The sequence below is a fragment of the uncultured Shimia sp. genome, assembly GCF_947498095.1.
In the GTDB taxonomy this organism is placed as follows: Bacteria; Pseudomonadota; Alphaproteobacteria; order Rhodobacterales; family Rhodobacteraceae; genus Shimia.
The window spans coordinates 327,770-351,318 of record NZ_CANMJE010000002.1; the positions used below are offsets into that span (position 1 = coordinate 327,770).

The 23,549-nt window shown below is 57.5% G+C and carries 25 protein-coding genes and 1 pseudogene; 12 read left to right on the top strand and 14 right to left on the bottom strand.

The features are described 5' to 3' along the window. Positions 1-123 precede the first annotated feature (123 nt). The 6 genes from Q0932_RS04805 (at position 124) to Q0932_RS04830 (ending at position 5,113) form a co-directional block, all read left to right on the top strand. Positions 124-609: a 2Fe-2S iron-sulfur cluster-binding protein gene (locus Q0932_RS04805; RefSeq protein WP_299350166.1), complete on the top strand. Its 486-nt coding sequence runs from the start codon at positions 124-126 to the stop codon at positions 607-609. Beyond that, on the top strand, positions 609-971 hold the full coding sequence (locus Q0932_RS04810) for a hypothetical protein (protein WP_299350167.1): 363 nt from the start codon (positions 609-611) through the stop codon (positions 969-971). Before Q0932_RS04805 ends, Q0932_RS04810 begins: the two co-directional genes overlap by 1 nt. A gap of 65 nt (positions 972-1,036) precedes the next feature. Then, complete coding sequence (locus Q0932_RS04815) at positions 1,037-1,447, top strand: hypothetical protein (protein ID WP_299350168.1); 411 nt, start codon at positions 1,037-1,039, stop codon at positions 1,445-1,447. 83 nt (positions 1,448-1,530) lie between these two features. Next, positions 1,531-3,900 (top strand): xanthine dehydrogenase family protein molybdopterin-binding subunit, encoded by a 2,370-nt coding sequence (locus tag Q0932_RS04820; protein ID WP_299350170.1) that lies wholly within the window; start codon positions 1,531-1,533, stop codon positions 3,898-3,900. Positions 3,901-3,912: 12 nt separating this feature from the next. Next, positions 3,913-4,692, top strand: a complete 780-nt coding sequence (locus Q0932_RS04825) for a xanthine dehydrogenase family protein subunit M (protein ID WP_299350171.1) — start codon at positions 3,913-3,915, stop codon at positions 4,690-4,692. A 109-nt stretch (positions 4,693-4,801) separates the two neighbouring features. After that, a complete protein-coding gene (locus Q0932_RS04830; RefSeq protein ID WP_299350173.1) occupies positions 4,802-5,113 on the top strand; it encodes a hypothetical protein in 312 nt (103 codons plus the stop codon). An 85-nt stretch (positions 5,114-5,198) separates the two neighbouring features. Here the strand turns inward: Q0932_RS04830 and Q0932_RS04835 are convergent, their stop codons facing one another. Both Q0932_RS04835 and infC read right to left on the bottom strand, forming a co-directional pair. After that, positions 5,199-5,801 (bottom strand): class I SAM-dependent methyltransferase, encoded by a 603-nt coding sequence (locus tag Q0932_RS04835; RefSeq protein WP_299350175.1) that lies wholly within the window; start codon positions 5,799-5,801, stop codon positions 5,199-5,201. A gap of 92 nt (positions 5,802-5,893) precedes the next feature. Next, positions 5,894-6,445, bottom strand: a complete 552-nt coding sequence (gene infC, locus Q0932_RS04840; RefSeq protein ID WP_299350636.1) for a translation initiation factor IF-3 — start codon at positions 6,443-6,445, stop codon at positions 5,894-5,896. Between the two features lie 182 nt (positions 6,446-6,627). Here infC and Q0932_RS04845 point away from each other — a divergent pair, with 182 nt between their 5' ends. Both Q0932_RS04845 and Q0932_RS04850 read left to right on the top strand, forming a co-directional pair. Next, positions 6,628-7,113 (top strand): hypothetical protein, encoded by a 486-nt coding sequence (locus Q0932_RS04845; RefSeq protein ID WP_299350177.1) that lies wholly within the window; start codon positions 6,628-6,630, stop codon positions 7,111-7,113. 148 nt (positions 7,114-7,261) lie between these two features. Beyond that, positions 7,262-8,434, top strand: coding sequence for a crosslink repair DNA glycosylase YcaQ family protein (locus Q0932_RS04850; protein WP_299350179.1), 1,173 nt, complete (start codon positions 7,262-7,264; stop codon positions 8,432-8,434). A gap of 98 nt (positions 8,435-8,532) precedes the next feature. Here Q0932_RS04850 and Q0932_RS04855 read toward each other — a convergent pair whose 3' ends face one another. From Q0932_RS04855 to Q0932_RS04875, 5 genes are read right to left on the bottom strand one after another with little or no spacing between them, the layout of a single operon-like run. Beyond that, complete coding sequence (locus Q0932_RS04855; RefSeq protein WP_299350181.1) at positions 8,533-10,011, bottom strand: aldehyde dehydrogenase; 1,479 nt, start codon at positions 10,009-10,011, stop codon at positions 8,533-8,535. Positions 10,012-10,019: 8 nt separating this feature from the next. Next, positions 10,020-11,054 (bottom strand): LLM class flavin-dependent oxidoreductase, encoded by a 1,035-nt coding sequence (locus Q0932_RS04860; protein WP_299350182.1) that lies wholly within the window; start codon positions 11,052-11,054, stop codon positions 10,020-10,022. Position 11,055: 1 nt separating this feature from the next. Further along, a complete protein-coding gene (locus tag Q0932_RS04865; protein ID WP_299350184.1) occupies positions 11,056-11,970 on the bottom strand; it encodes a flavin reductase family protein in 915 nt (304 codons plus the stop codon). Continuing rightward, the gene (locus Q0932_RS04870) at positions 11,967-12,755 is read right to left on the bottom strand and encodes an alpha/beta fold hydrolase (protein WP_299350185.1); all 789 of its coding nucleotides are present in this window, start codon (positions 12,753-12,755) and stop codon (positions 11,967-11,969) included. The genes Q0932_RS04865 and Q0932_RS04870 overlap by 4 nt, the downstream gene beginning before the upstream one ends. Then, positions 12,727-13,326, bottom strand: coding sequence for an amino acid synthesis family protein (locus Q0932_RS04875; RefSeq protein ID WP_299350186.1), 600 nt, complete (start codon positions 13,324-13,326; stop codon positions 12,727-12,729). Before Q0932_RS04875 ends, Q0932_RS04870 begins: the two co-directional genes overlap by 29 nt. 106 nt (positions 13,327-13,432) lie before the next feature. On the opposite strand from Q0932_RS04875, the gene Q0932_RS04880 reads away from it, so the two are divergent. Further along, positions 13,433-14,284: a LysR family transcriptional regulator gene (locus Q0932_RS04880; RefSeq protein ID WP_299350187.1), complete on the top strand. Its 852-nt coding sequence runs from the start codon at positions 13,433-13,435 to the stop codon at positions 14,282-14,284. Positions 14,285-14,374: 90 nt separating this feature from the next. Here the strand turns inward: Q0932_RS04880 and Q0932_RS04885 are convergent, their stop codons facing one another. The 6 genes and pseudogenes from Q0932_RS04885 to cobA all read right to left on the bottom strand — a co-directional run. Next, positions 14,375-15,232, bottom strand: coding sequence for a ferredoxin--NADP reductase (locus Q0932_RS04885; protein ID WP_299350189.1), 858 nt, complete (start codon positions 15,230-15,232; stop codon positions 14,375-14,377). A 115-nt stretch (positions 15,233-15,347) separates the two neighbouring features. Further along, positions 15,348-15,761 (bottom strand): DUF934 domain-containing protein, encoded by a 414-nt coding sequence (locus Q0932_RS04890; RefSeq protein ID WP_299350191.1) that lies wholly within the window; start codon positions 15,759-15,761, stop codon positions 15,348-15,350. Then, positions 15,758-16,519: a phosphoadenylyl-sulfate reductase gene (locus tag Q0932_RS04895; RefSeq protein ID WP_299350192.1), complete on the bottom strand. Its 762-nt coding sequence runs from the start codon at positions 16,517-16,519 to the stop codon at positions 15,758-15,760. Before Q0932_RS04895 ends, Q0932_RS04890 begins: the two co-directional genes overlap by 4 nt. Further along, a complete protein-coding gene (locus Q0932_RS04900; protein WP_299350194.1) occupies positions 16,509-18,176 on the bottom strand; it encodes a nitrite/sulfite reductase in 1,668 nt (555 codons plus the stop codon). The genes Q0932_RS04895 and Q0932_RS04900 overlap by 11 nt, the downstream gene beginning before the upstream one ends. Positions 18,177-18,203: 27 nt before the next feature. After that, positions 18,204-18,515, bottom strand: a complete 312-nt coding sequence (locus Q0932_RS04905) for a DUF2849 domain-containing protein (RefSeq protein ID WP_299350195.1) — start codon at positions 18,513-18,515, stop codon at positions 18,204-18,206. Continuing rightward, a pseudogene (gene cobA, locus Q0932_RS04910) lies at positions 18,515-19,267 on the bottom strand (uroporphyrinogen-III C-methyltransferase); the annotation flags it as partial. The pseudogene cobA and the gene Q0932_RS04905, both read right to left, overlap by 1 nt. Before the next feature lie 183 nt (positions 19,268-19,450). Between cobA and Q0932_RS04915 the strand changes: the two are divergent. The 3 genes from Q0932_RS04915 (at position 19,451) to Q0932_RS04925 (ending at position 22,352) form a co-directional block, all read left to right on the top strand. After that, on the top strand, positions 19,451-19,927 hold the full coding sequence (locus Q0932_RS04915; protein WP_299350197.1) for an Lrp/AsnC family transcriptional regulator: 477 nt from the start codon (positions 19,451-19,453) through the stop codon (positions 19,925-19,927). 148 nt (positions 19,928-20,075) lie between these two features. Then, entirely contained in the window at positions 20,076-21,203 is a 1,128-nt protein-coding gene (locus Q0932_RS04920; RefSeq protein WP_299350638.1) for an amidohydrolase, read from the top strand. Between the two features lie 3 nt (positions 21,204-21,206). Further along, positions 21,207-22,352, top strand: a complete 1,146-nt coding sequence (locus tag Q0932_RS04925) for a Xaa-Pro peptidase family protein (RefSeq protein WP_299350198.1) — start codon at positions 21,207-21,209, stop codon at positions 22,350-22,352. On the opposite strand, the gene Q0932_RS04930 is transcribed toward Q0932_RS04925, so the two are convergent. Further along, complete coding sequence (locus Q0932_RS04930; protein WP_299350200.1) at positions 22,353-23,534, bottom strand: cytochrome P450; 1,182 nt, start codon at positions 23,532-23,534, stop codon at positions 22,353-22,355. Positions 23,535-23,549: the final 15 nt, after the last annotated feature.

Sequence of the window (23,549 nt, forward strand, 5' to 3'; positions counted from 1 at the left end):
AAAAATAGGCAATCGCAAGGGAATTTATTGACCATTCAGAAAAAAAGGTTCTCAGAGTCGCCGCCCCGTGTTTAACTTCGAGGTCTATAAAGACCAAAAAGAAGAACAATCTGGGAGGAGCCAATGTCACAGGTCACAATGACCGTGAATGGCAAGACTGCGTCCGGCGATGTCGAAGGCCGCACCTTGCTAAGCCACTTTTTGAGAGAAACACTAAACCTTACAGGAACCCATGTGGGCTGTGACACCAGCCAATGCGGGGCCTGTGTGGTGCACGTGAACGGAGAAGCCGTCAAAGCCTGCACGATGCTGGCTGCCGAAGCCGATGGTGCATCGGTCGACACGATTGAGGGGCAAGCCAATGCTGACGGATCCCTGAACGTGATCCAACAAGCGTTTCAGGACCATCATGGTCTGCAATGCGGGTTCTGCACCCCAGGCATGGTGATGTCGACCGCAGCTCTGCTCAAGGATAATCCGAAGCCAAGCGAGGCGGAAATTCGCGATTATCTGGAAGGTAATATCTGCCGGTGCACCGGGTATCACAACATCGTCAAGGCCATTCTGGCTGCGTCCGGTCAGGATGTTTCTGCAGTGGCGGCTGAATGATGAGTTGGCTAAATGCGTTAGGATTGAGCGCCGCGCTTGCTTTGCCATCTGCGCTGCTGGCCGAAGGGTATTCCGTCGTGGATCTTGGCGTAACAAGCAGCGAGAGCGATTGTATGGCTCAGGCAGAATCCGTGCTTGAAAGATACAAGGATACGCTTGGCGCCTCTAGTGTCAGCTCGGGCACCTGGGTTGTCTACGGCTGGGACATGGAGCCCGGCGATCAGGACGTTGTGATCACCTGTGTCGGGTCAACATCTGGGGAGGTTGAGAACCGTGCCGTTTTGGTAATTCACGGCGCCAAAAGCGAAACGGAGCGCTTTACAACCCGCGACGTACTCAAGGGGTATTGGCAGGCATATTAAGGCAAATGCTTGCTAATACCGGAACTTGAAATCACGACACATTTATCGTTTGGGAGGGAATTTTCATGCTAAAACAAGAAGGTAGGATCGTTAGCTCAAAGCGATGCAAAGGCATGCGCCTAGCGTATCCCGTATTGGCAGCGACTTTGTCGAGCCCGTTGGTCGCGCAGGCCGAAGGGTATTCGACATCGGATCTTGGGGTTTTGTATGACAAAGCCGAGTGTATGGATCGCGCGGTTTCCGTCTTGGAAAGGTACAAAGATACTCTTGGCGCAAATAGCGTAAGCGCCGGCTCGTGGAATGTCTTTGCGTGGGATCTGGAGCCAGGGGATCAGGATGTGGTCATTTTGTGTGCCGGTTCCACGACAAATGACAACGAGTACCGACGTGCACTTTTGGTTGTTCATGGAGAAGCCAGCGAGACAGAACGTCTGGCAACCCGTGACGTGATCAAAGGTTACTGGAACGCGTACTAGAAAATGAGCGCTGCAAGCGGGGAGGTTTGCTGCGCATCAAAACACCAATACGCGATATGCGTATGATTTAGGGGAGGACTACCATGCCCAAAGATGGAGGCATCGGCGCCAGCTCAAAGCGGCGCGAGGACGTCCGGTTTTTGACCGGACAGGGAAACTACACGGATGACATCAATCAACAGGGTCAAACCTATGCGGTTTTTGCCCGCTCGAACGTCGCGAATGGCGTCATAAAATCTGTCGACACTTCGGCTGCAGAAGCCATGCCAGGTGTTCTGGCCGTCTTCACCGGCGAAGACTTTGTCGAGGTCGGTGGCAACCCTGCTGGCTGGTACATCGAAAGCCGTGATGGCACACCAATGAAAGAGCCTAAGCGCCCGGTTTTGGCCCACGGCAAGGCTCGCCATGTTGGGGATGCCTATGCCGCGGTGATTGCCGAGACGCTGGAACAAGCGCGTGATGCGGCAGAAGCTATCGACGCTGACATCGAAGAGTTGCAAGCCGTTGCAACAGCCGAGGCAGCGCTGGCCGAAGGGGCCACGCTGGTTCATGACGAGATCGAAACCAACATGGTGTTCGACTGGGGCTGGATTGAGGACAATCGTGCCGCGACCGACGAGGCCATCAAAAATGCGCCGCATGTAACCACGCTGGAACTGGTCAACAATCGCCTTGTTCCAAACGCAATGGAGCCGCGGGCGTCAATTGGCGACTATAAGCCCGGCACGGGCGATTACACGCTGCACACAACGTCGCAGAACCCGCACCTCACGCGCCTGCTGATCTCGGCCTTTGTGATGGGCATTCCCGAGAACAAGCTGACCGTGATTGCGCCGGATGTAGGGGGTGGTTTTGGTTCAAAAATCTACCACTACGGCGAAGAAGCGCTGGTTCTTGCAGCGGCTAAGAAACTTGGTCGTCCGGTAAAGTGGACAGCGGACAGGTCGGAAAGCTTCCTGACCGATGCGCATGGCCGCGATCACGTGACCAAGATCGAACTGGCGACCGAAGAAGACGGCACTTTTATCGCTATTCGCACGGAAACGCTGGCCAATGTCGGCGCGTACCTGTCGAACTTTGCGACAGTGACGCCAACCTTCCTTCACGGCACGCTGATGGCAGGGAATTACACGGTTCCGCATGTCTATGTGAACCTCAAGGCCGTGTTGACCAATACGGCACCCGTAGATGCCTACCGTGGGGCAGGGCGACCTGAAGCGACCTATTCCATTGAGCGCGTCATCGACAAATGTGCGCGTGAACTCAACATGGATCCCATTGCGCTGCGTCGTAAGAACTTTATCAAACCTGATCAGTTCCCGTACACGACGCCTGTCGCGCTGGAATATGACATCGGCGATTATGATGCGGTGATGGACAAGTTGGAAGAGATCGGTGATCTCGCCGGGTTTGCCAAGCGTCGTGCCGATAGCGAAGCGCGTGGCAAGCTGCGCGGTCTGGGCGTGAACAGCTATATCGAGGCTTGCGGTATTGCGCCCTCGAACCTTGTTGGCGTTCTGGGCGCGCGTGTCGGTCTTTATGATGCTGCCACAGTGCGTGTGAATGCCACCGGGTCTCTGGCGGTGATGGTCGGGGCGCACAGCCACGGTCAGGGTCACGAGACGGCCTTTCCGCAAGTTGTTGCGGATATGCTGGGCATCGACGAAGGTCAGATCGAGATTGTGCATGGCGATACCAGCAAAATCCCGTTTGGCATGGGGACCTATGGATCACGCTCGCTTGCAGTCTGTGGCTCTGCGGTCGTGAAGGCCACGGAAAAGATCATCAACAAAGCCAAGAAGATCGCAGCCCATATGTTGGAAGCGTCGGACGCAGATATCGAGTTGAAGGACGGCCAGTTCACGGTTGCCGGAACGGATAAATCTGTTGCCTGGGGCGAAGTCGCTCTGAAAGCCTATGTACCGCATCAGTTCCCAATCGAGGACATTGAGCCTGGGCTTGAAGAAACCGCATTTTATGATCCGGCCAACTTTACCTACCCATCTGGTGCCTATGCCTGCGAAGTCGAAGTTGACCCTGAAACCGGTAAAGTGACGATCGAACGTTTTGCGGCCGCGGATGATTTCGGCAACGTTATCAACCCGATGATCGTCGAAGGTCAGGTGCACGGCGGGCTTGGTCAGGGAATTGGCCAAGCGCTGTTGGAAAACTGCACCTACGACAGTGATGGCCAACTTTTGAGTGCGTCTTACATGGACTATGCCATGCCGCGTGCGGATGATGTGCCGTTCTATTCGGTGGATCACTCAAGCCAGACGCCCTGCACGCACAATCCCTTGGGCGTAAAAGGCTGCGGTGAAGCCGGGGCCATCGGGTCGCCGCCGTCGGTGGTCAATGCCGTGGTCGACGCGTTGCAATCCGGGGGCCATGATGTGAGCCATATCGATATGCCTGTGTCGCCATCGCGCGTCTGGGCAGCAATGAACAAGTAAGGAGGACGGACCATGTATGACTTTGACTTTGAAAAGCCCTCCAGCATTGCTGATGCGGTTGCGGCACTGGCCACAGAGGACGCACAGGCGCTGGGGGGTGGGCAAACCCTGATCCCCACGCTGAAACAGCGTCTGGCCAGCCCCTCGAAATTGGTGAGCCTGACCGGGATCGCCGAAATGCAAGGTGTCTGCGATGATGGCGATGCCATCAGCGTTGGTGGCGCGACCGTGCATGCGGACGTAGCAGCCAGTGGCTTGATCCCGGCCTTGTCAGATCTTGCGGGCAATATTGGCGATCCAGCCGTGCGAAATCGCGGTACGATTGGCGGTTCCCTTGCCAACAACGATCCTTCGGCCTGTTACCCATCCGCAGCTCTGGGGTTGGGGGCGACGATCACCACAAATGCCCGATCGATTGCGGCGGATGACTATTTCCAAGGCATGTTTGAGACGGCCCTGGACGAAGGTGAGATCATCACCTCGGTCAGCTTCCCCAAACCTCAGGCGGCGAACTATCAAAAGTTCGAACAGCCTGCCTCGCGCTTTGCGCTGGTCGGGGTGTTTGTCGCCAAGACGGCAGCGGGTGTGCGGGTAGCCGTCACCGGTGCGGCAGAAGAAGGCGTGCATCGCTGGGGAGCGGCAGAGGCTGCCCTGACGGCGAATTTCTCTGCGGATGCGGTGCCTGCAGCACCGTCGGCGGATGGTATGATCTCGGACCTTCACGGGTCGTCAGAGTACCGTGCACATCTGGTCGCGGTTCTGACACGTCGTGCCGTAGCTGCCTGTGCCTAGTGAGCGTTTGCGCCCCGTCGGGGCGCAGCCTGCGGCGCGAGTACTTTGGCCAAAATGAAGACGGGGGCGGCACGGCAGCGGCGCCCTTTGTCTTTGGGAGGACCTGAGGATGAATTCTGAGATATGGGCTAGTTTTCGACGGATGCCGGGCTGGGTGCAGCTCTGGGTGGCCCTTGTCCTGATGCCGGTGAACTTGATGCCCTTGGTGTTCTGGGCCAATGGCGCGCCGTTCTGGGGGCTGTTTGCTCTTTTGGCCGTGGGTGGCATGGCGCTGAACCTGCCGATCCTGCTGGTCGAGCGCGGGTTCTCCAAGGCCATGGCTTTTCCCCATATTCTGTTGTGGACGCCGTTGGTGATTGGGTTGGGTCAATCCGTGCACAAGGCGGAGGTGGCGCCCGCGATGTGCAGGACATTGCGGTGATCGTCTTGCTGGTCGTGAACCTGATCTCACTGGGGTTTGACTACCCGGACGCCATAAAGTGGTGGCGGGGTGATCGAACCATCGCTTAGTGCATAGGCTTGCGTGCGATAAGATCGATAAGGGCCGACATGCCGGAATGTCCACGGCCTTCCTGCACCTCTCGGTCGTATTCTTTCAATTCAAGAATCTCCCATCCGACAAAGGCCGCGCGCAGGATCACCTCAGTATACATGTTCTGGGCAAACGGCGGGCCTCCGGTGCCGTAATCCAGCTGTTCGGGGCGGTAACCGTGCAGCATGACAAGACCACCCGGTTTGGTCGCGTCTTTCATGCGTTGGAATTGAATGCGCCGCCCATCTGGGCCGACAAACTGGATGAAGATTCCAGCCACCAGATCATAAGTTTGATCGGGCCAGGGTTTGGCAAGGATATCCAATTGTTGGAAATCCACCGTGACGCCGCGTTCACTGGCTAGGTCCTGCGCGCGTTCAATCGCCGTTGGCGCGAATTCCAAAGCTGTGGCGCTCAGGCCTTTCTCAGCCATGTAGACCGAATTTCGGCCCTCACCGTCGGCAACGGCCAGCGCGGTTTGACCGGCTTTCAGATAGGCCTCGTGATCCAGCAGGAACTGCGCTGGTGCCTTGCCAAAAACAAAGTCATTTGTGGACGCATAACGGTCTTCCCACATGGGCGAGCTCCTAAGGTTGATCCGGCCAAAAGAAAGACCCCCACGCCCGGTCTGGGTGAGGGGGTCTGAATTCACGTTGCCAAGGGCAAAACTTACTTTGGAAGCGGGCCGATCATCATGATCATCTGGCGGCCCTCCATCTTAGGCATGTTTTCGATCTTGCCCAACTCGAGATTTTTGACATCTTCTGCCACGCGCTCAAGCAGTTCGCGCCCCAAGTTCTGGTGCGCCATTTCACGACCACGGAAGCGCAGGGTGATCTTTACCTTGTCGCCTTTTTCCAGGAACTTGATGACGTTGCGCATTTTCACATCGTAGTCATGCGTGTCGGTGTTGGGGCGGAATTTGACCTCTTTGACCTGAATGGTGGTCTGCTTTTTGCGGGCCTCGGATTCGCGCTTTTGCTGTTCGTATTTGAACTTGCCGAAATCCATGATCTTGCAGACGGGCGGCTTCGCATTGGGCGAGATTTCCACCAGGTCCAGACCTGCCTCTTCTGCGAGGCGCATGCCTTCGCGAGGGCTTACAACTCCTACGTTTTCACCCTCGGCGCCAATCAGGCGAATCTCGGGATCGCGGATGCGGTCGTTGACGCGGGGGCCGGTGTCGCGCTGCGGAGGCGCATTGTGGGGTCTGCGGGCTATGGGTTCGTTCCTTCGATAGTGCAGTTCAATTGCGCGTCAATTTAGGCCTGCGCGGTGGGCGATACAAGCGGTTAATCGCGCGAAATGAGCGAAATCCGGCGAGTTTCCCCTTGTGGCACAAGGCTTCCTTCTACATCTGCAAACATAGCCCCAGAGTGGGGAGAACTTGAGGAGAAAACGAGATGCGTAACCTGATTGTTGGGATTGTTCTTTTAGGGGCGGCTGCGGTTGCCTATTTCACGTATAGCAACAGAGCGGTCGAACAATCGGCCCCTGAAGCATCGGCGCCTGCTGAAGAAGCTGCGACCGAGGCGGAAACCGCTGTTGAAGAAGCAGAAGAGACGGTAACCGAAGCGGTTGAAGACGCCACAGAAACCGCCGAAGAAATGGCTGAAGAAGTTGCGGAAGAAGCTGAGGAAGCCGTGACTGAAGCGACCGAACAAGCCGAGGACATGGTGGATGAAGCGGTTCAAGAGGCCGAAGATACCGTGACAGATGCCGTCAACGACGTGATGGAAGAAACCGAAGCCGCGACCGAGGCCGCAACGGAATCTGCAACGGAAGCCGCGACTGAATCAGCAACTGAGACCGCCACCGAAGCGGCCACGGAAGCTGCGGACTCTGCTGTTGACAGCGTGACAGAAGAGTTGCCAACGACCACCGACTAATCCTGCCAAAAAACGGCAGTAACTGATAGCCGTCCGCAGTTGCGGGCGGCTTTTTGCTTGCTCCTGACCCGCACAGACGAAATGATCTAATCCACGCGACAAACGGGGACCTGACGGATCATGCAACCAAATCTCGCCGGCGTGCCGGATGCCACCTAAGCCCGTGTTGCGTATCCCGAATCGACAGGCGCGCGCGCTCTGGCTTGACGCGCAAGGCCTGGCAGCGCCGCCTACAGGTGCCCTGGATTTGCCCGGGATCATTCACGATCTTGGATTTGTGCAGTTGGATACGATCCAAGTGGTGTCACGCGCCCATCACCACATCCTCTGGAGCCGCAACCAGCATTACCGCGAGCCCATGCTGGACAAACTGTTGCGCCAGCGCGGCGTGTTTGAGCATTTCACCCATGATGCCAGCGTGTTGCCCATGGAGTTCCTACCCATGTGGCAGCGTCAGTTCCGCCGTAAGGCAGAGCAGATGGGGCAGGCGGGGTGGTTCAAGGGGCTGCCTGATGCTGCTGGCCGGGCTGACATCAAGGCCCGCATTGAACAAGAAGGCGCGCTGTCGACCCACGCTTTTGACACCAAGATCGAAGGCAAGAAAGAGATGTGGCGCCGCCCGCCGCACAAACTGGCCCTGGATTTCATGTGGTACACCGGCGAATTGGCGACGTGCCACCGGGTAAACTTCACGAAGTTCTATGATCTGGCAGAACGTGTTTTCCCTGAGCACCTACGAGAGACAGGGATGTCAGATGCCAATCAGGTCGATTGGCTCAACCGCGCGGCCTTGTCCCGAATGGGGTTTGGCAGTTTCGGAGATATTCAGCGTTTCTGGGACGCCGTGGCATCGAATGAGGTGCGTGCCTGGTGTGACGCAACGCCGGAACTCGTGCCAGTTGAGATCGAAGGGGCCGACCGGGTTTGGAAACAAGCGCTGGCCCTACCTGATATTGAGGCGCGATTGGACGCGCTGTCGCAACCGACGTCACGTCTACGCATCCTCAATCCATTTGACCCGGTCATCCGCGACCGCGCGCGTTTAGAGTTCCTGTTTGGCTTCAACTACCGCGTTGAGATGTTTGTCCCTGCCGCCAAACGCATCTGGGGGTACTATGTCTATCCCATTTTGGAAGGGGACCGGATGATTGGCCGCGCTGAGATCAAGGCGGATCGGGCCAAGGGGCACTTGGTTGTCAAACAACGCTGGCTTGAGCCCAAAGTCACCTGGACGCCTGCGCGACTTGCCAAGTTCGACGCCGAACTGGTCCGCTTGGCGCGGTTTGTGGGTGTGGCAGATATTTGCCGCGAGGACCTTTAGGCTGTCGTCCCGCAGGGGCTCGTCTGACCCTGCGGGATGTTTAAGGCACAACTGGGACTCCAGTTTTGTTGAATACCGCTTGCGTCCTCCTGAACAGCTCAACGCATCACAAACGGGTTGGCCATTGGTTGATCTGAGGTGTTGATCCAGGTCGTTTTGGTGCGCGTGTAGTCGTGGATGGCCTCAATGCCAGCTTCACGCCCGTATCCCGATTGATCGAACCCACCAAAGGGCGCAATAGGCGAGACCGCGCGGTAGGTATTGACCCAACAGATGCCAGCCTTGAGCCGTTTTGACACGCGATGCGCACGCGCGACATTCTCGGTAAAGACACCAGACCCAAGGCCAAACGGTGTGCTATTGGCGATCTCGATGGCCTCTTCTTCTGTGTCGAAGGGCAAGAGCGACATGACAGGCCCAAACATTTCCACCTTGAGGGTTTCAGTGTCAGCGTTTGCGCATTCCACGAGGGTTGGCGCCATGTAGTTCCCGGGGCGTTCGAGGGGTGCCCCACCAAAGCGGATCGTCGCCCCGTCAGCGACGGCCGCCGCAAGCGTGGTCTTGATCTTGTTAATTTGGTCCGCGGTGCAGAGCGGGCCAATCTGGGTTCCGGGTTCAAGCGGATCACCGATCACGACGCCTTTCATCTTTTCTTCGATCTTCTGCGCCACGGCTTTCAGAACCGAACGATGAACCAAACCTCGCGTCCCAGCCACGCAGCTTTGACCTGATGCGCCAAAATTGCCTGCGATCAGACCGTTTGCTGCCCCATCGAGATCGGCGTCTTCAAAGACGATAATCGGGGATTTTCCGCCCAGTTCCAGCGTGGTGACTGCGAAACTCTCAGCCGAGTTGCGCACGACGTGGCGCGCGGTTTCCGGCCCGCCGGTAAAGGCGATACGATCGACATCCGGGTGGCGTGTGAGCGGGATAGCGCAGTTTTCGGCGTCTCCGGTGATGACAGAGACAACTCCGGCTGGGAACCCGGCCAGTTCAATCAGTCGGGCAAATTCCAACATCGGGGCAGGGGCGATCTCTGAGGCCTTGAGCACCACAGAACACCCCGCGGCAAGTGCCGGACCCAGTTTGGTCGCCGTAAGGAACATCTGGGCATTCCACGGTACAATCGCCACGACGACGCCAATTGGCTCGCGTTGCGTGAAAACGTGCATGTCGGGTTTGTCGATCGGCAGGACTGCGCCCTCGATCTTGTCGGCAAGCCCCGCATAGTAGCGGTAGTAGTCGCCGACATAGGCAGACTGACTGGCGGTTTCCGTCAGCAGTTTGCCACTGTCTTTCGTTTCGATCTGCCCGATCTTGGCAGCGTTTTCTTCGATCAACTCGGCAAGGCGATAAAGCAGCTTGCCGCGTTGTGTCTGGGTCATATCGCGCCAGTCAGGGTCATTCAGCGCATTGCGTGCCGCTGTTATGGCATGTTCGACATCCGCCTTGGAGGCACAGGCAAAAGTGGCCCAGTCTTCCCCGGTTGCAGGGTTTTGCGATGTCATGATCTGACCTTCGGACCCTTCAGTCCAAGCGCCATCGATAAAGAGCTTATAGTGTGGTTTGGAAGCCATCGTGGTCCTCATGTGAAAGCAGGCATGACATCTTTGATAAAGCGGGCAAGTGAGGCTTGTTTGCGCTCAAAGCTCATCCCGCTGTCAATCCAGAAAGAGTATTCATCATATCCGAGCGCTTCGTATTGCTTGATTTTGTCTATGACCTCACTTGAGGTTCCGATTGTCAAATCGCGCGCCATGTTTTCGGGTGCCATCAGTGCGTTGGCCTGCATTTCTTCGTCCGACAGGGGCGCAATCAGCCCTTGCTCGATCGGGCGCTTGTTCTGGAACCAGGCCCCGAAATAGCAATAGAACCGCGAAAGCTCCTGTGCGGCTAGTGCCACATCATCTGCATCAGAGCCGACATAGGTGTGATGAAGCAGCATGACCTTTGGACGTGGGCCGTCATAAGTCTCACAAGCGGCGTTGAAGCGGCTCATCAGGGTTTCGATCTCTTCAATCCCCTGCCACAGCGGCGTCACTTGGATGTTGAACCCGTTGTGCACGCCAAACTCATGGCTGTTGGGATCGCGTGCAGCGATCCAGATCGGAGGACCACCTTCTTGTAACGGCTTGGGTGTGGAGGTGGTGGCAGGGAACTTAAAAAACTCGCCGTCATGGGCGCAGTCTCCGGCCCAAAGCTTTGGAATGAGAGGGGCAAGCTCGCGCATGCGCTGCCCGGCCTCCCAAGCGTCCATGCCCGGCATGAGCCGTTCGTATTCGTAAGAATAGGCGCCACGCGCAATCCCGAGTTCGATCCGACCACCCGTCATCAGATCGGCAGAGGCCGCTTCACCAGCCAGCTTGATGGGATGCCAGAACGGGGCAATCACAGTGCCTGTGCCAAGTTTCACGTTCTTTGTGTGGTGTGCGATATTTACAAGCGACATCAGAGGGTTGGGCGCGATGGTGAATTCCATGCCGTGATGTTCACCTGTCCAGACGGCCCGCATTCCAGCATCATCAGCCATTTTACACAGCGCGATCAGCTCTTCGTTCAGCTGCGCGTGTGATTGATCGGGCGTCAGACGCTCCATGTGCACAAAGAGTGAGAACTCCATTTTATGTCCTTTCAGGCAAATGGTGAACATCGCCACGCTGCGCATCACCGATGTAGAGACCAAAGCTGCGAGTCTGCGCTTCGAGTGCGAAGCGGTTCATCATGTCGGTGATGGGTTGCGAGGCGAATTTCAGTTTGGGAATGTCATGGATCGGATGGGTTTCAAAAGCGGCGCTGTCTGTGGCTTGTGTTGTTGCCAGAAAATACGAACAATGCGTTTTGCCCTCGTCGAACACCGAATAGGCGGGTCCGAGTGAGACCGGTAAGGCGCGGTCGGTGAGGCTTTGCCCAAGGGTTTGCCGTAAGTCGTGCCGATTATCGGCCATAACCTGTGGCGGACGATAGCCAGTTTCGGTCCGTTCCAGCAGCACGCTGTCACCCGTGGTGATGATGGCGCCACCCAGCGCGGTGCTGCCTGCATGTTCCAGTGCGGCGCGCTCCAGACCAAGGCTGAAAAACTGCCCACCGGCATATCCGAGGCCCCGCCCTGACGTTTGGGTCAGGTCTTGCACCTCGCCAATCAGGATGGAGTGATCTCCTGCATCCATCACCCTATGCGTTGTGCAGGAAAACTGCGTAAGTGCGCCGTCAATCAGCAGATTGCCCAAGGCGTCTTGCCTGTGTGGGACTTTCGCAAAACGGTCGCCTTTGTAGCTGGCAAAGACATTGGCCACATCTTCCTGACCTTCGGCGAGGACATTGACAGCAAACTGCGCACATTTGGCAAAGCTCTCGTAAGTAGAGAGGAATTTACCGGGACACACCAGCAACAAAGGCGGGTCGAGTGAGACGGATGAAAAGGAATTGGCCGTGAAGCCAATCGGCGATCCGTCAGGCGCTATGCTTGTGACAACGGTAACGCCCGTCATGTAGCTGCCAAAGGCGTTGCGCAGGGCACGAGGGTCGAACACACTCATAGCCCGACCTCCTGAGCAAGGTGAACGAGCGCGTCGTTGACCTCGTCGGCATGGGTCATTGGCATCATGTGCGCTGCGCCGTCCACGATCAAAGCGCGCCCCTTTGGGGCAAGCCCGGCCATGGTGCGCGACATGGCTGGCGTTGAGTTCGGCTCAAGCGCGCCCGTTGCGAAGAGGGACGGGCAAGCCAAAGCCTCCAAAGCCTGTCGGCTTGGGCCATCTTCCTGTGCAAACGCCGTGTACGCTAGTTTGTAGCCCAAAGGGTTGGCGGCACGAAGCCAGCTTTCGCAAGCGCTTCGTTCACGCGATCGTGCGTCACCAAACCAACGCGCCAGTGTCGAGGTCGGATCTGGTACGGTAGCGCCGTCAAGCGCGTCCGCGCGGGCCTGTACTGCTTCTGCGGCTTGTGGGCTGCGCTCGAATATCGCGTTGAGTGCCGCCACAGCGCGGACGTTTTCAGGTGCAAGGCGCGCCAGTTCAAGCGCGATCATTGCACCCATTGAGTGGCCGACCACGACCGCAGGCTCTGAAAGCGATTTCAACACGGGCAGATAGGCCTGAGCATAGTCAGCGAGCGTTCTCAAACCAGACGGGCAGGGGCTTTGGCCATGGCCGGGCATATTGGGTGCGATCACACGATGGGTACCGCAAAGGGCCGTGATCTGCTTGTCCCACGCCTCTGCCTGCAAGCCGACGCCGTGCAACAGCACTACCGGCTTGCCTGCGCCTGCGTCTATTGCGGAAAGGCCCGCAATCTCAGACCGAGGCAGGGTTGTCGAGGTCATGGCCCAAGTCCTTCAAATCCTGATAGCGATCTCCGATCCGGTGATGTGGCCGACCTGAAGTCGCGGCCCCAAGCACAATGACAACCTCGTCATCCCGCGGCGCATCTGGGATTGAGAACTGGATCGTCAGATAGTGCGAGCGACGTCCGGCATCATTCTTGTCCATCAATGGCACCATGATCGGCGCATTGGCGGGCCCGCGCGTGTTCGTAAATGCCAGATAGGATTTGGCCTCGACGGCTTCGCGGTAGAAATTTCCGAACCGCAATGTGTGGATCAGCCCCGAGGCATGCTCGATCTCGCCATCAAGCCCGACAACGGCGGCCTTTCCATAAGCTTCAATAGCTGCGCCGCTTCCGGCGAGCGTTATCATCCGCTTGGTCATCATTTCGCCCAGCACGGGGCCATAGGCACGGATTTCCGGTGTGAGGTCTTCGACAAATCGCCCGGCCCAAGGGTTGCGCACGACAGCTGCAACCGCAAACAACCGCCATGGCTTGTCTGCCGCGCGGTATCCTTCGATGAAAACCTCTTCATCATAGGTTACGATTTTCCTGATTTCGGGCGTCATGTGATCCTCCTGTTCGCTGCAAGAGACGTTAAGAAGCGACAAATTTTTTGACAAACGAATGAATTATGCCCTTAGCTATTAGAAACACTAATGGCTGATTTGACACATGGCGAAATCCCTTCCCCCACTGAGCTGGCTGCGGTCTTTTGAGGCTGCGGCCCGGCATCTGAGTTTCACCGCTGCCGCCGAAGAACTGAGCCTGACGCAATCGGCGATCAGCCAGCAGGTGAAATCGCTTGAAACACGGCTTGGCGTGCCCCTGTTCATGCGACATGCGCGGGGATTGGCATTAACGGATGCTGGCCGCCGCCTGTTGCCCGAGGTGGATGCGCCGCTGCAAGCCCTCGCTGCTGCGATGGATACCGTGGACACAGGGCCCGCCAAGGGTCTGTTAACCATTGCCACATCTGTGAGTGTCGCCCATTGGATCATCGCGCCACGCTTGCCAGAATTTCAAGCGCGGTTCCCGACCCTCAGAGTGAGACTTCTCAGCGCGATCTGGTCAGATGATTTCCATTCCGCCCGAGCAGATGTGGAAATCCGATTTGGGTCAGAACGGCAGGCCGGAGCCAACGCCGAGCCGCTTTTGCCGAACCGTCTTGTCGCGTTGAAATCCCCAAAGCTCATCGGAGACCTGCAAGATCTGCCATTGATCGAAGCCGTCGGAACTTCCAGCGGTTGGCAATCCTGGGCAAAGGAGGTTGGCGGTACGTCGGCTCCGTCGCTTTACACCGATACCTATGGCATGGCTCTGCACCTTGCAGCGAATGGTAACGGGGTCGCGCTCGTGAGCGAATTGCTCGCCGACCACGCCTTGCAAACGGGTCTTGTCGAACGCGCGCATCCCGCGTCAATTTCGGGTCAGGAAGGATACTATGTGTCGATAGCCAAGGACAAACCCGAAGCCTTAGAGTTTCGAGATTGGTTGCTGGGTAGTTTATCCCCTACGGCAGGCTGAGCCTGACTTTTGTAGTCATCAACCGACTGATTCCAAAGCAAAAGCCCCGGCGTTGGCCGGGGCTCACTCTTTTTCTGACTGACGTCTAGATCAGTCGAGGAAGGCTTTTTCCACCACGTATTGTGCGGGCTTTGAGTTGGCGCCTTCTTCAAGGCCGGCCGCTTCCAGCATGTCTTTGAGTTCGAGATTGAACGCAAGGTTGCCGCAGATCATGGCGCGGTCGTTGTCGGGGCAAAGGGGCTCAACGCCCAGATCTTTATAGGCTTCGCCCGAGTTGATGAGGTCGGTGATCCGGCCCATCTTGGCGCTCTCTTCGCGGGTGGTGGTCGGGTAGTATTTGATCTTCTTCCAGAAGCCTTCGCCGATCACTTCGTTGAGCAGCTCGTCGTCTTTCAGCGATTCAATGATGTTGCGACCATAGGTCAGCTCACCGGCCTCGCGGCAGGTGTGGGTGATGATGACCTCGTCGTAATCTTCGTAGGTTTGTGGTTCGCGCAGGAGCGAGGCAAAGGGGGCAAAGCCGGTGCCGGTGGCAAAAAACCAAATGCGTTTGCCGGGGATCAGCGCGTCATGCACCAAGGTGCCGACCGGCTTGGGCCGCAGGATGATCTCGTCACCCGGTTTGATGTGCTGCAGTTTCGACGTCAGCGGGCCGTCCTGAACCTTGATCGAGTAGAACTCAAGCTCTTCGTCCCAAGAAGGCGAGGCAATCGAGTAGGCGCGCAGAAGCGGCTTTTGCTTGCCGGTTTCGGGGTGTGGGTCACCTATCAGGCCGATCATCACAAATTCGCCTGAGCGGAACCGCAACGAGGCTGGCCGCGTGCATTTGAATGAGAACAGGCGGTCGGTGTAGTGCTGCACCTCGGTCACGGTTTGTGCGTCGGGCAGGGTGGGTACCTTGGGTACGGCAGTGGCTTGTGCTTCGGTCACGGGTGTTTGCTCTGTCATCACGGGGTTTCGGGGCAGGTCATTCTGCCCCCCTTTATCATGTCCACAAGGGAATTGAAGGTATATCGACGATATGTCTTTGACATATCGCAAAGTTGCGATCTGTTACGCGGCGTCAGCGGTTGCCGCGCATCCGGGCCTGATAGTCATGCGCCTGCCAATCGGCACGGGCAAGCCAGTCTGCCTCGGGCTGGCGGGTGGCGAGATCATCGCTGATTTCCACCTCGTCAAAGCCTGAGCGGCGCGCCATGGCGTATTGATCCGAAATGACATGACCCTTGGCGCGCAGACGGCCTTTGTATCCTGCCAGACGCAATTGGCGGGCGATGGTAAACCCGCGCCCGTCCGCAAAAGACGGAAAGTCGATGCGGATCATCTCAACACCGGTCAGGTGTCCGGTCAAGGTGGCCGGGTCGGCGTCTGATGCCACGTCTAATGAGACAACATCATTTGCAGCCTCATTTGCGGGTACAAAACCCTTGGTCCAGTCGTCGGTGCCAAAGCCGGTATCGGTGATGATAACAGTCATGCGTGTTCTCCTATCCGCACCATTTTGCCGTCGACAAAATGGATGCCGCATTCTTCTTTGTTCTGGTCACGCCAGCGGCCCGCTCGGGGGTCTTCGCCGGGTTTGACCGGGCTGGTGCATGGCGCACAGCCGATTGAGGGGTAACCTTGGGCCACCAGCGGGTGCCGAGGCAGACGGTTTTCATCCATGTAGGCGCGTACATCTTCCGGGGCCCAATGGGCCAGTGGGTTGACCTTGATGCGCCCGGTGCCGTCTTCGACCTCGAAAAAGTCGAGCGTTTCGCGGCTGCCCGCCTGAAAGCGTTTGCGCCCGGTGATCCAGCCATCAAACCCTTTCAGGGCGCGCTGCAAGGGAATCGTCTTGCGTAACGTACAGCAGGCATCAGTGTCACTGAGGTGCAGTGCGCCGTAGGGGTCGTCGCGGGCGACGTCATCGGAATCCGCCTGAATGATACGCAGATTACTCAGGCCGAGACGTTCGGCCACCTCGGCCTGATAAACCAAGGTTTCGGTGAACAGCATCTGGGTATCCACAAAGAGGATGGGTGTGGATTTTTCGACCACGGCGGCCATGTGCAAAAGCACCACGGATTCCGCCCCAAAGGACGACACCAATGCAATCTCGCCGCCATCCTGAAGCGCGCCTCGAAATACATCCGTGGCACTGTGATGGCGATAGGTGGCGTTCAGTTCCTCGACCTTGGCGCTAAGGGCAGCACGATCCGCCCCCAGCTCGGTCTGGATTTCGTCAAGCGGCATTGGCCTGTACCTCGGGGTAGAGATACGCCTTGAACGGTGCAAGGCCCAGACGGCGGTAAGCTTCGATAAAGGTCTCTTCTTCGCCGTGGCGCAGGTCCAGATAGCCCTGGACGATACGTTCCACGGCCGGAACGATCTCGTCGTAGGCAAAGCCGGGGCCAGCCCGTTCGCCGATGGCCGCATCCCATGTGGCATCGCCGCCCAGGGTGATCTGGTAGTTCTCAACACCAGCTCGGTCGAGGCCCAGAATACCGATGTGGCCAACGTGGTGGTGACCACAGGCGTTGATGCAGCCCGAGATTTTGATCTGCAGGTGACCGATGTCATGCTCGAGCTTCAACTCGTCAAAACGCGTCGCAATCTGCTCGGCAACCGGGATCGAACGGGCCGTAGCCAGTGCGCAGTAATCCATACCGGGGCAGGCAATGATGTCCGAGATCAGGCCGATGTTGGCGGTGTGCAGATCGGCCTGCTGCAAGGCGGCGTAGATCATGGGCAGGTCTGATTTGTGGACGTGCGGCAATATCACGTTCTGCTCGTGGCTGATGCGCAACTCGTCATGGCCGTATTGCTTGGCGAGATCTGCCAGCAGACGCATCTGTTCCGCCGAGGCATCGCCAGGTGTTGCGCCATGTTTCTTCAGTGAAACTGTCACAATCGAATAACCCGGCGCGCGGTGCTCGCTGAGGTTGGTGTCAGCCCAGCTGCGGAACAGTGGGTCATTGTCATAAGCGATGTCGTAGGCGGCCAGCGGCGCGTCGCGGAAGTCCGGCGCTGCAAAATGCGACTGGATGTCGGCAAAGAGGGTCTGGTCAATGCCTTCAAAGGTCGGGCGGATCGCGGCATAACGCTCTTCAACGCGGGCGCGGATATCCTCCAAACCATGCTCATGCACCGTGATTTTGATCCGGGCTTTGTACTTGTTGTCGCGACGGCCGATCTGGTTCCATACAGAAACCACGGCTTCGATGTAGGGCAAGAGGTCGGCGCGCGGCAGGAAATCATTCAGCACCTTGCCGATCATCGGGGTACGTCCAAGGCCACCACCCACGAGGATTTGGTAACCAACTTCGCCCGCATCATTGCGTACAACACGCACAGCGAGGTCATGGGCTTTCAGCACGGCGCGGTCTTTCTCACCAGCCGATACTGCGATCTTGAACTTGCGGCCCATGAACTGGAATTCCGGATGGTCAGTTGACCATTGACGGATCAGCTCGGCGATGGGGCGCGGGTCTTCGATCTCGTCCGCGGCAGCGCCGGCAAAATGGTCGGCGGTCACGTTGCGGATGGTGTTGCCCGAAGTCTGAATGGCATGCATGTCGACTTCGGCCAGCGCGTCCAGCATATCCGGAATATCCGAGAGTTTCGGCCAGTTGAACTGGATGTTCTGGCGAGTGGTGAAGTGGCCATAGCCTTTGTCCCACTTTTCAGCCAGCAGCGCGAGTTGTGACATCTGACGGCTGTTCAGCGTGCCATAAGGGATTGCCACGCGCAGCATATAGGCGTGCAACTGCAGGTAGACGCCATTCATCAGGCGCAGAGGCTTGAACTCGTCTTCGGTCAGGGCGCCGGAAACGCGGCGCTCCACTTGCGCGCGGAACTGTTTGTTGCGCTCGGCCAGAAAGGCGGTGTCGAAATCGTTATAGGCATACATGGCTGGGATCCTCTCTCGGGCAGGCGGTTAGTGGCCTGCGACGCCTTGGGCTTGTTTGCCGTGGAAATAGTTGGATGGGCCGGCGGCGCGGAACTCTTCACGAAAGTGCACCGGTTCGGGGCCAAAGGGACCGGATTGTGCATCGGCCAGATAGGCGCCCACAACTTCACCAGGCTGTTGCTGAGCTTCGAGTAGACGCAGGTCTGCGTCGGCTTCATCGGTCAGCAACACGGCGTCGGTCAGGTCACGAGTCCATGTTCCGGCATCGGTCATATAGATCACATCACCCTCAATAAGTGCGTTGGCGGTGATGACTTTGGGGGTAAAGGCTCGGGCCATCAGGCAAGCTCCTGTTCAAGGGGTTTGGAAAGGGTGGCGGATGCCGCACGGGGAGTAAGGCCAAACAGCGCAAGCGCCGGACCAGTGAGAGCAGCATCCGCCAGATCAGCGGATAGGTGTTCCAACGTCGTGGAAACGACCCGCTGATTGGGTCTCGAGGCATTTTCAACTAGGGTAAGGGGTGTATCGGGATTGGCGCCATGCATCATGAGGCGACCCTGAATGAACCGGGCAGCTTTCTTACCCATGTAAATCGCGGCGACCTGTCCGGTCTGCGCAAGTTCGCGCCAGTCATGATCTGCAAAGCCGCGCATGTCATGGCCGGTCAGAAAGCGCACCGAGGCATTGCGTCCGCGCTTGGTCAGGCTTTGACCAATGGCTGCAACCGAAGCCGAGGCCGCGGTGATGCCAGGTACGATATGCCACGAGATGCCAGCAGCATCTGCGGCGTCAATCTCTTCGTCGAGGCGGCCAAAAATCGTGCTGTCCCCACCTTTAAGGCGCGCAACCTGCGCGCCACTGGCGGCGTGCACAACGATCAGTGCGTTGATGTGTTCTTGTAACGTAGAGGGACCAAAGCCAGTCTTGCCAACGTCGATCCGTTGAATATGGTCGGGGATCAGTGAAAGCACGTCCTCACCCACCAAACGATCATGGATCACAACGTCCGCGCTTTGGATCGCTTTCAGCGCCTTGAGGGTCAGCAACTCGGCATCACCCGGGCCCGCACCAACAAAGGTGATGTGGCCTGAGCCTTGGCTGTCTGGCATATCTCGTGTCGTATCGCGGGGCATGGCTTTGTCAGTTGTTGCTGTTTCTGATTGTTATATAGGAAATTTTCCCATATTAGCGCTAGTAGAGCGAAGAAATAGAAACAGACGTTCCGAATTGAATTCGAAAGTGTCCTGTTGTTCTGAAACGGAAAGGAATTTGGAATGGCGTTGCGGATTGATGAGATGGATCGGAAAATCCTTGAGGAGCTGCAGCGCGATGCGGCGCAATCTTTGGACGAAATTGCCAAGCGAGTGGGCTCTTCCAAGACGCCAGTATGGAATCGTATCCGCAAAATGCGCGATGGTGGCATCATCAAGCGTCAGACGGTTTTGCTAGATGCAGAGGCCTTGGGGTTTGAGGCGTGTTTCTTTGTTCTGATCCGCACCAGCGAACACGAGGCTGATTGGCAGGCCAAGTTCCTCAAAGCCTTGCAGGACCGTCCGGAAGTGCAGGAAGCGCACCGGCTGGCGGGGGATATCGACTATATCCTGAAAGTCCGTGTCGCCAATGCACGCGCCTATGATGTGTTCTACCAGACACTGATTTCCGAGGTGCGGGTCCACAATGTGACGGCACTTTTGTCGATGGAAGAGATCAAATCGACCACGGACCTGCCTTTGGTCGGCGCCGCGTCCTGACGCTGAATTGGCACATTGTTTTCAAGGCGGGCTATGGGCAGCGCGCCTGAAAACCCGCCATGTCGCATTTTGACTAGGGAAACGACATGATCCGAGTATTCTGACCCCAAATGGCGAGGAGAAGCTTTTGGGGTTCGACACAGATCAGATGTCCGCATTGCGGCACGAGTTTCACCGATTTCCCGAGTTGGGATTTCAAGAAGATCGCACGAAAGCTAAAGTTGCCAGCCTTCTGAGAGACATGGGGCTTGAGGTGCATGAAGGGGTAGGCGTTGTCGGCATCCTGCGCGCCGGAACCGGTAATCGTGCCATTGGATTGCGGGCAGACATGGATGCATTGCCTATTTCTGAGGCCAGCGCGCACGACTATGTCTCACAAACGCCCAGTGTCATGCACGCCTGTGGTCATGACGGACACATGACCATGTTGCTGGGAGCGGCCAAAGCCCTCTCTGAGAGCCCTGAATTTGACGGCACTGTCGTTTTCATCTTCCAGCCGAACGAAGAGCATGGGCTGGGTGCCAAGGCGATGATCGATGAAGGCGTGCTCGCGCGCTTTCCAGTCGAAGAGGTCTATGCCATCCACAACTTACCCGGCGCGCCAGTTGGACAGGTCTTGACCCGGCCGGGACAGATTTGCTCGTCGGAAAGCTTGTTTGAGATTGCGATCACTGGGCAGGGAGGTCATGCCTCGATGCCGCAAGCGGGGCGAGATGCGATCACCATTGGCGCCGAGATCGTGCAGGCTTTGCAAACCATCGTATCCCGCAAGCTGGCACCCGGCGCGGGCGTTGTGGTCTCGGTGACTGAGTTTCTGACGGATGGGCAGCGCAATGTCTTGCCGGGACACGCGACGCTCAAGGGGGATGTGCGGGCGCGCAGCCCTGAAGACAGGATTGCGGTTGAGGGGTTCATGCGCCAGATCGCAAACGGGATCGCACAGGCGCATGGCGTGTCTGTCGACGTGAGCTACAACGCCGAGTTCATCGAGACAATGAACGCAAAAGGACCAACCGAAGCCGTGGTGCGAGCGGCGATGTCGGCGGGGCTTGAGACAATCTCGAATTGCCAACCGATGAGTTTCTCCGAAGACTTTGCGCATTTCAGCGCGGCGGTGCCGGGATGCTTTTTGATGCTCGGTAATGGTGAGGTTGGGCCCCATGGGCAACCGTTGCATTCGGATAACTACGATTTCAACGACGCGATTTTGCCGATTGGCGCTGCGTTCTGGACAACGTTGGTCCGGGACAGGTTGCCTGAGCAGGAAGGATACTGACCGATGTTCACCCAAAGGATGCAGGGTTTTCGCAGGCGGATGGACGCTGCGGGCATTGATGTGGCGCTGATCACCGACGACGACAATGTCTATTATCTGACAGGTTACTACGACTATTTGCACATGGAGTTTGGACGACCAACAATCCTTGTGGTGTCGCGGGACGGTGAGAGCCTGTTGATCACTCCGAACCTTGACCTCAACACGGCACTTGCTTCGGCGCAGGTTGATCGGATTGCCGCGTGGAATGACGGAATGGGCGCGGAATGGCGCCAGGAACTGCCGGACGCGTTAAAAAACGCTGGGGTGGTCGGAATAGAACCAGACCACATGCCACCCTTGGTGCGGGCCTTTGTAGGTACTCTTGTGTCAGCGGAGCAGGCGACCAGTGTCACGCCGCTTTTGGCCGAGATGCGGATGATAAAGTCCCCGCAAGAGCTGCAACTGGCCCGCCACGCAGGACAGGTCGCGATGGCCATGATGAACGCGGGCCGCGCAGCGATCGCTGACGGCGTACCGGAATTCGAGGTTGCTCTGGCCACGTCTCAGGGTGGGACGCGCAAGGCCGCCGAGTTGCTCGCGGCGCATTACGATGAAAAAGACATGTCCCCCAATACACATTTCCTGCAGATCATGGCGTCGGGATCCGAGATCACCAAGACGCACCACCGCGCGTCTACCCGGATCATGCGGCATGGTGAGCCGGTGTTTCTGTGTTTCTGTGGGATGACCAATTTCCACCGCTTTAAGCTGGGCTTTGACCGGACGTTCTGGATTGGCGAGATCCGGAACCAACGCCACGCGGATGTTTATGAGGTCGCCGTCGCCAGCCAACGCGCTGCGCTAGATGCTCTGCGACCGGGTGTGACGGCGGAAACTGTCCATGCGGCCTATGCCGAGGTTATTCAGAGCGGCGGGTTTGACTATCCGTTCCGTTGCGGCCGCGCGACCGGGTTCAGTTTCCTGGAAACCCCGCAATTGGTGACAGGCGACACAACCGTTTTGCAGCCCGGTATGGTGTTTGCCGTGGACGGGTCCGTCACCGTGGAGGATTTTCGCGCACAAGTGGGGGACAGTTTCATCATCACTGAGGATGGATGGGAGGCGGTAACGGATCATCCCAAGGCTTTGGATGATATTATTATCTGATCAACGAGTCACCATCAGCCGTTCCAGCCCGTGGAAGTGATAGACATTGGCATAACGCGGTGTCTGGGTGATCTGTAGATTTGGACATCGCTCAAACAAGATGGGAAGAGCCAGCGAAAGCTCAAGGCGGGCCAGCGGTGCGCCAACGCAGAAATGCAGGCCCGCGCCAAAACTGGAGTTGGTTTTGATCGGGCGCTGCGGCTGAAAATCCTCAGGGTTCTCCCACGGGCCGGGATCACGATTGGCGGCGGCCAGTAAAAGCGCCACTTGATCTCCGCGCTGAAACGTGTGGCGACCAACTTCTATCGTCTCATAAGCGTAACGCGTGAACATATGCAGAGGCGGATCATATCGCAGCACTTCTTCAACCGTCTGGGCAATGGCATCGGGTATATAGGCACTATGAGGCGTCTCGTGCTCTAGCAGAGCTTTCACCCCATTGCCAAAGGAATGCACGGTTGCCTCGTGGCCTGCATTCAGCATCAGGATACAGGTGGTGATCAACTCGTCCGTTGATAATTTTTCGCCGTCTTCTTCGGCCGCGATCAACTCGCTGATCAGATCTTCACCCGGAGAGCTGCGGCGCTGATCGACATAGGATCGGATGTAGTCAGAGAACTCTTGTGCGGCTTCGGCAGCGGCAATTTCAATCTCGTGGGTGCGGCGGGCCTGATACATTGACACCATCGCGTTGGACCATTGCAGGAATTGCGGCCCCATGTCTTCTGGCACGCCAAGCAGACGACAGATCACGCGGACGGGAAGCGGTGCAGCTAAAGCGTCGATCAGGTCGAACTCACCCTCTGGGAATGCGTCTATCAGCTCGTGACACAGGCTCTCGATGCCTTCTGACAGCGCGGCGATGCGCCGGGTCGTAAAGGCACGCAGGACCAGTCCGCGCAAGCGGGTATGGCGCGGCGGCTCAAGCTCCAGCATGGAATGCGCCTCAATCCGGTAAAACGGGTCGAGATGCGCAGGATGCTTTGTGGCCATCTCAGGCGGAACCTCGCGTCCAAAGCGGCGATCTTTCAGGATCATCGACACTGTGGCGTGGCTGAGCGCGCAGACCATGTCGTAGTCTTCCCAAAAGAACATCGCCCCATGCTGTCGTGCTTCTTCATAAAACGAGTAGGGGTTCTGGACAAAGGCGGGGTCGGTCGGGGGCTGGGTCAGGCGTTTCATGAGGCCCATCTTTGG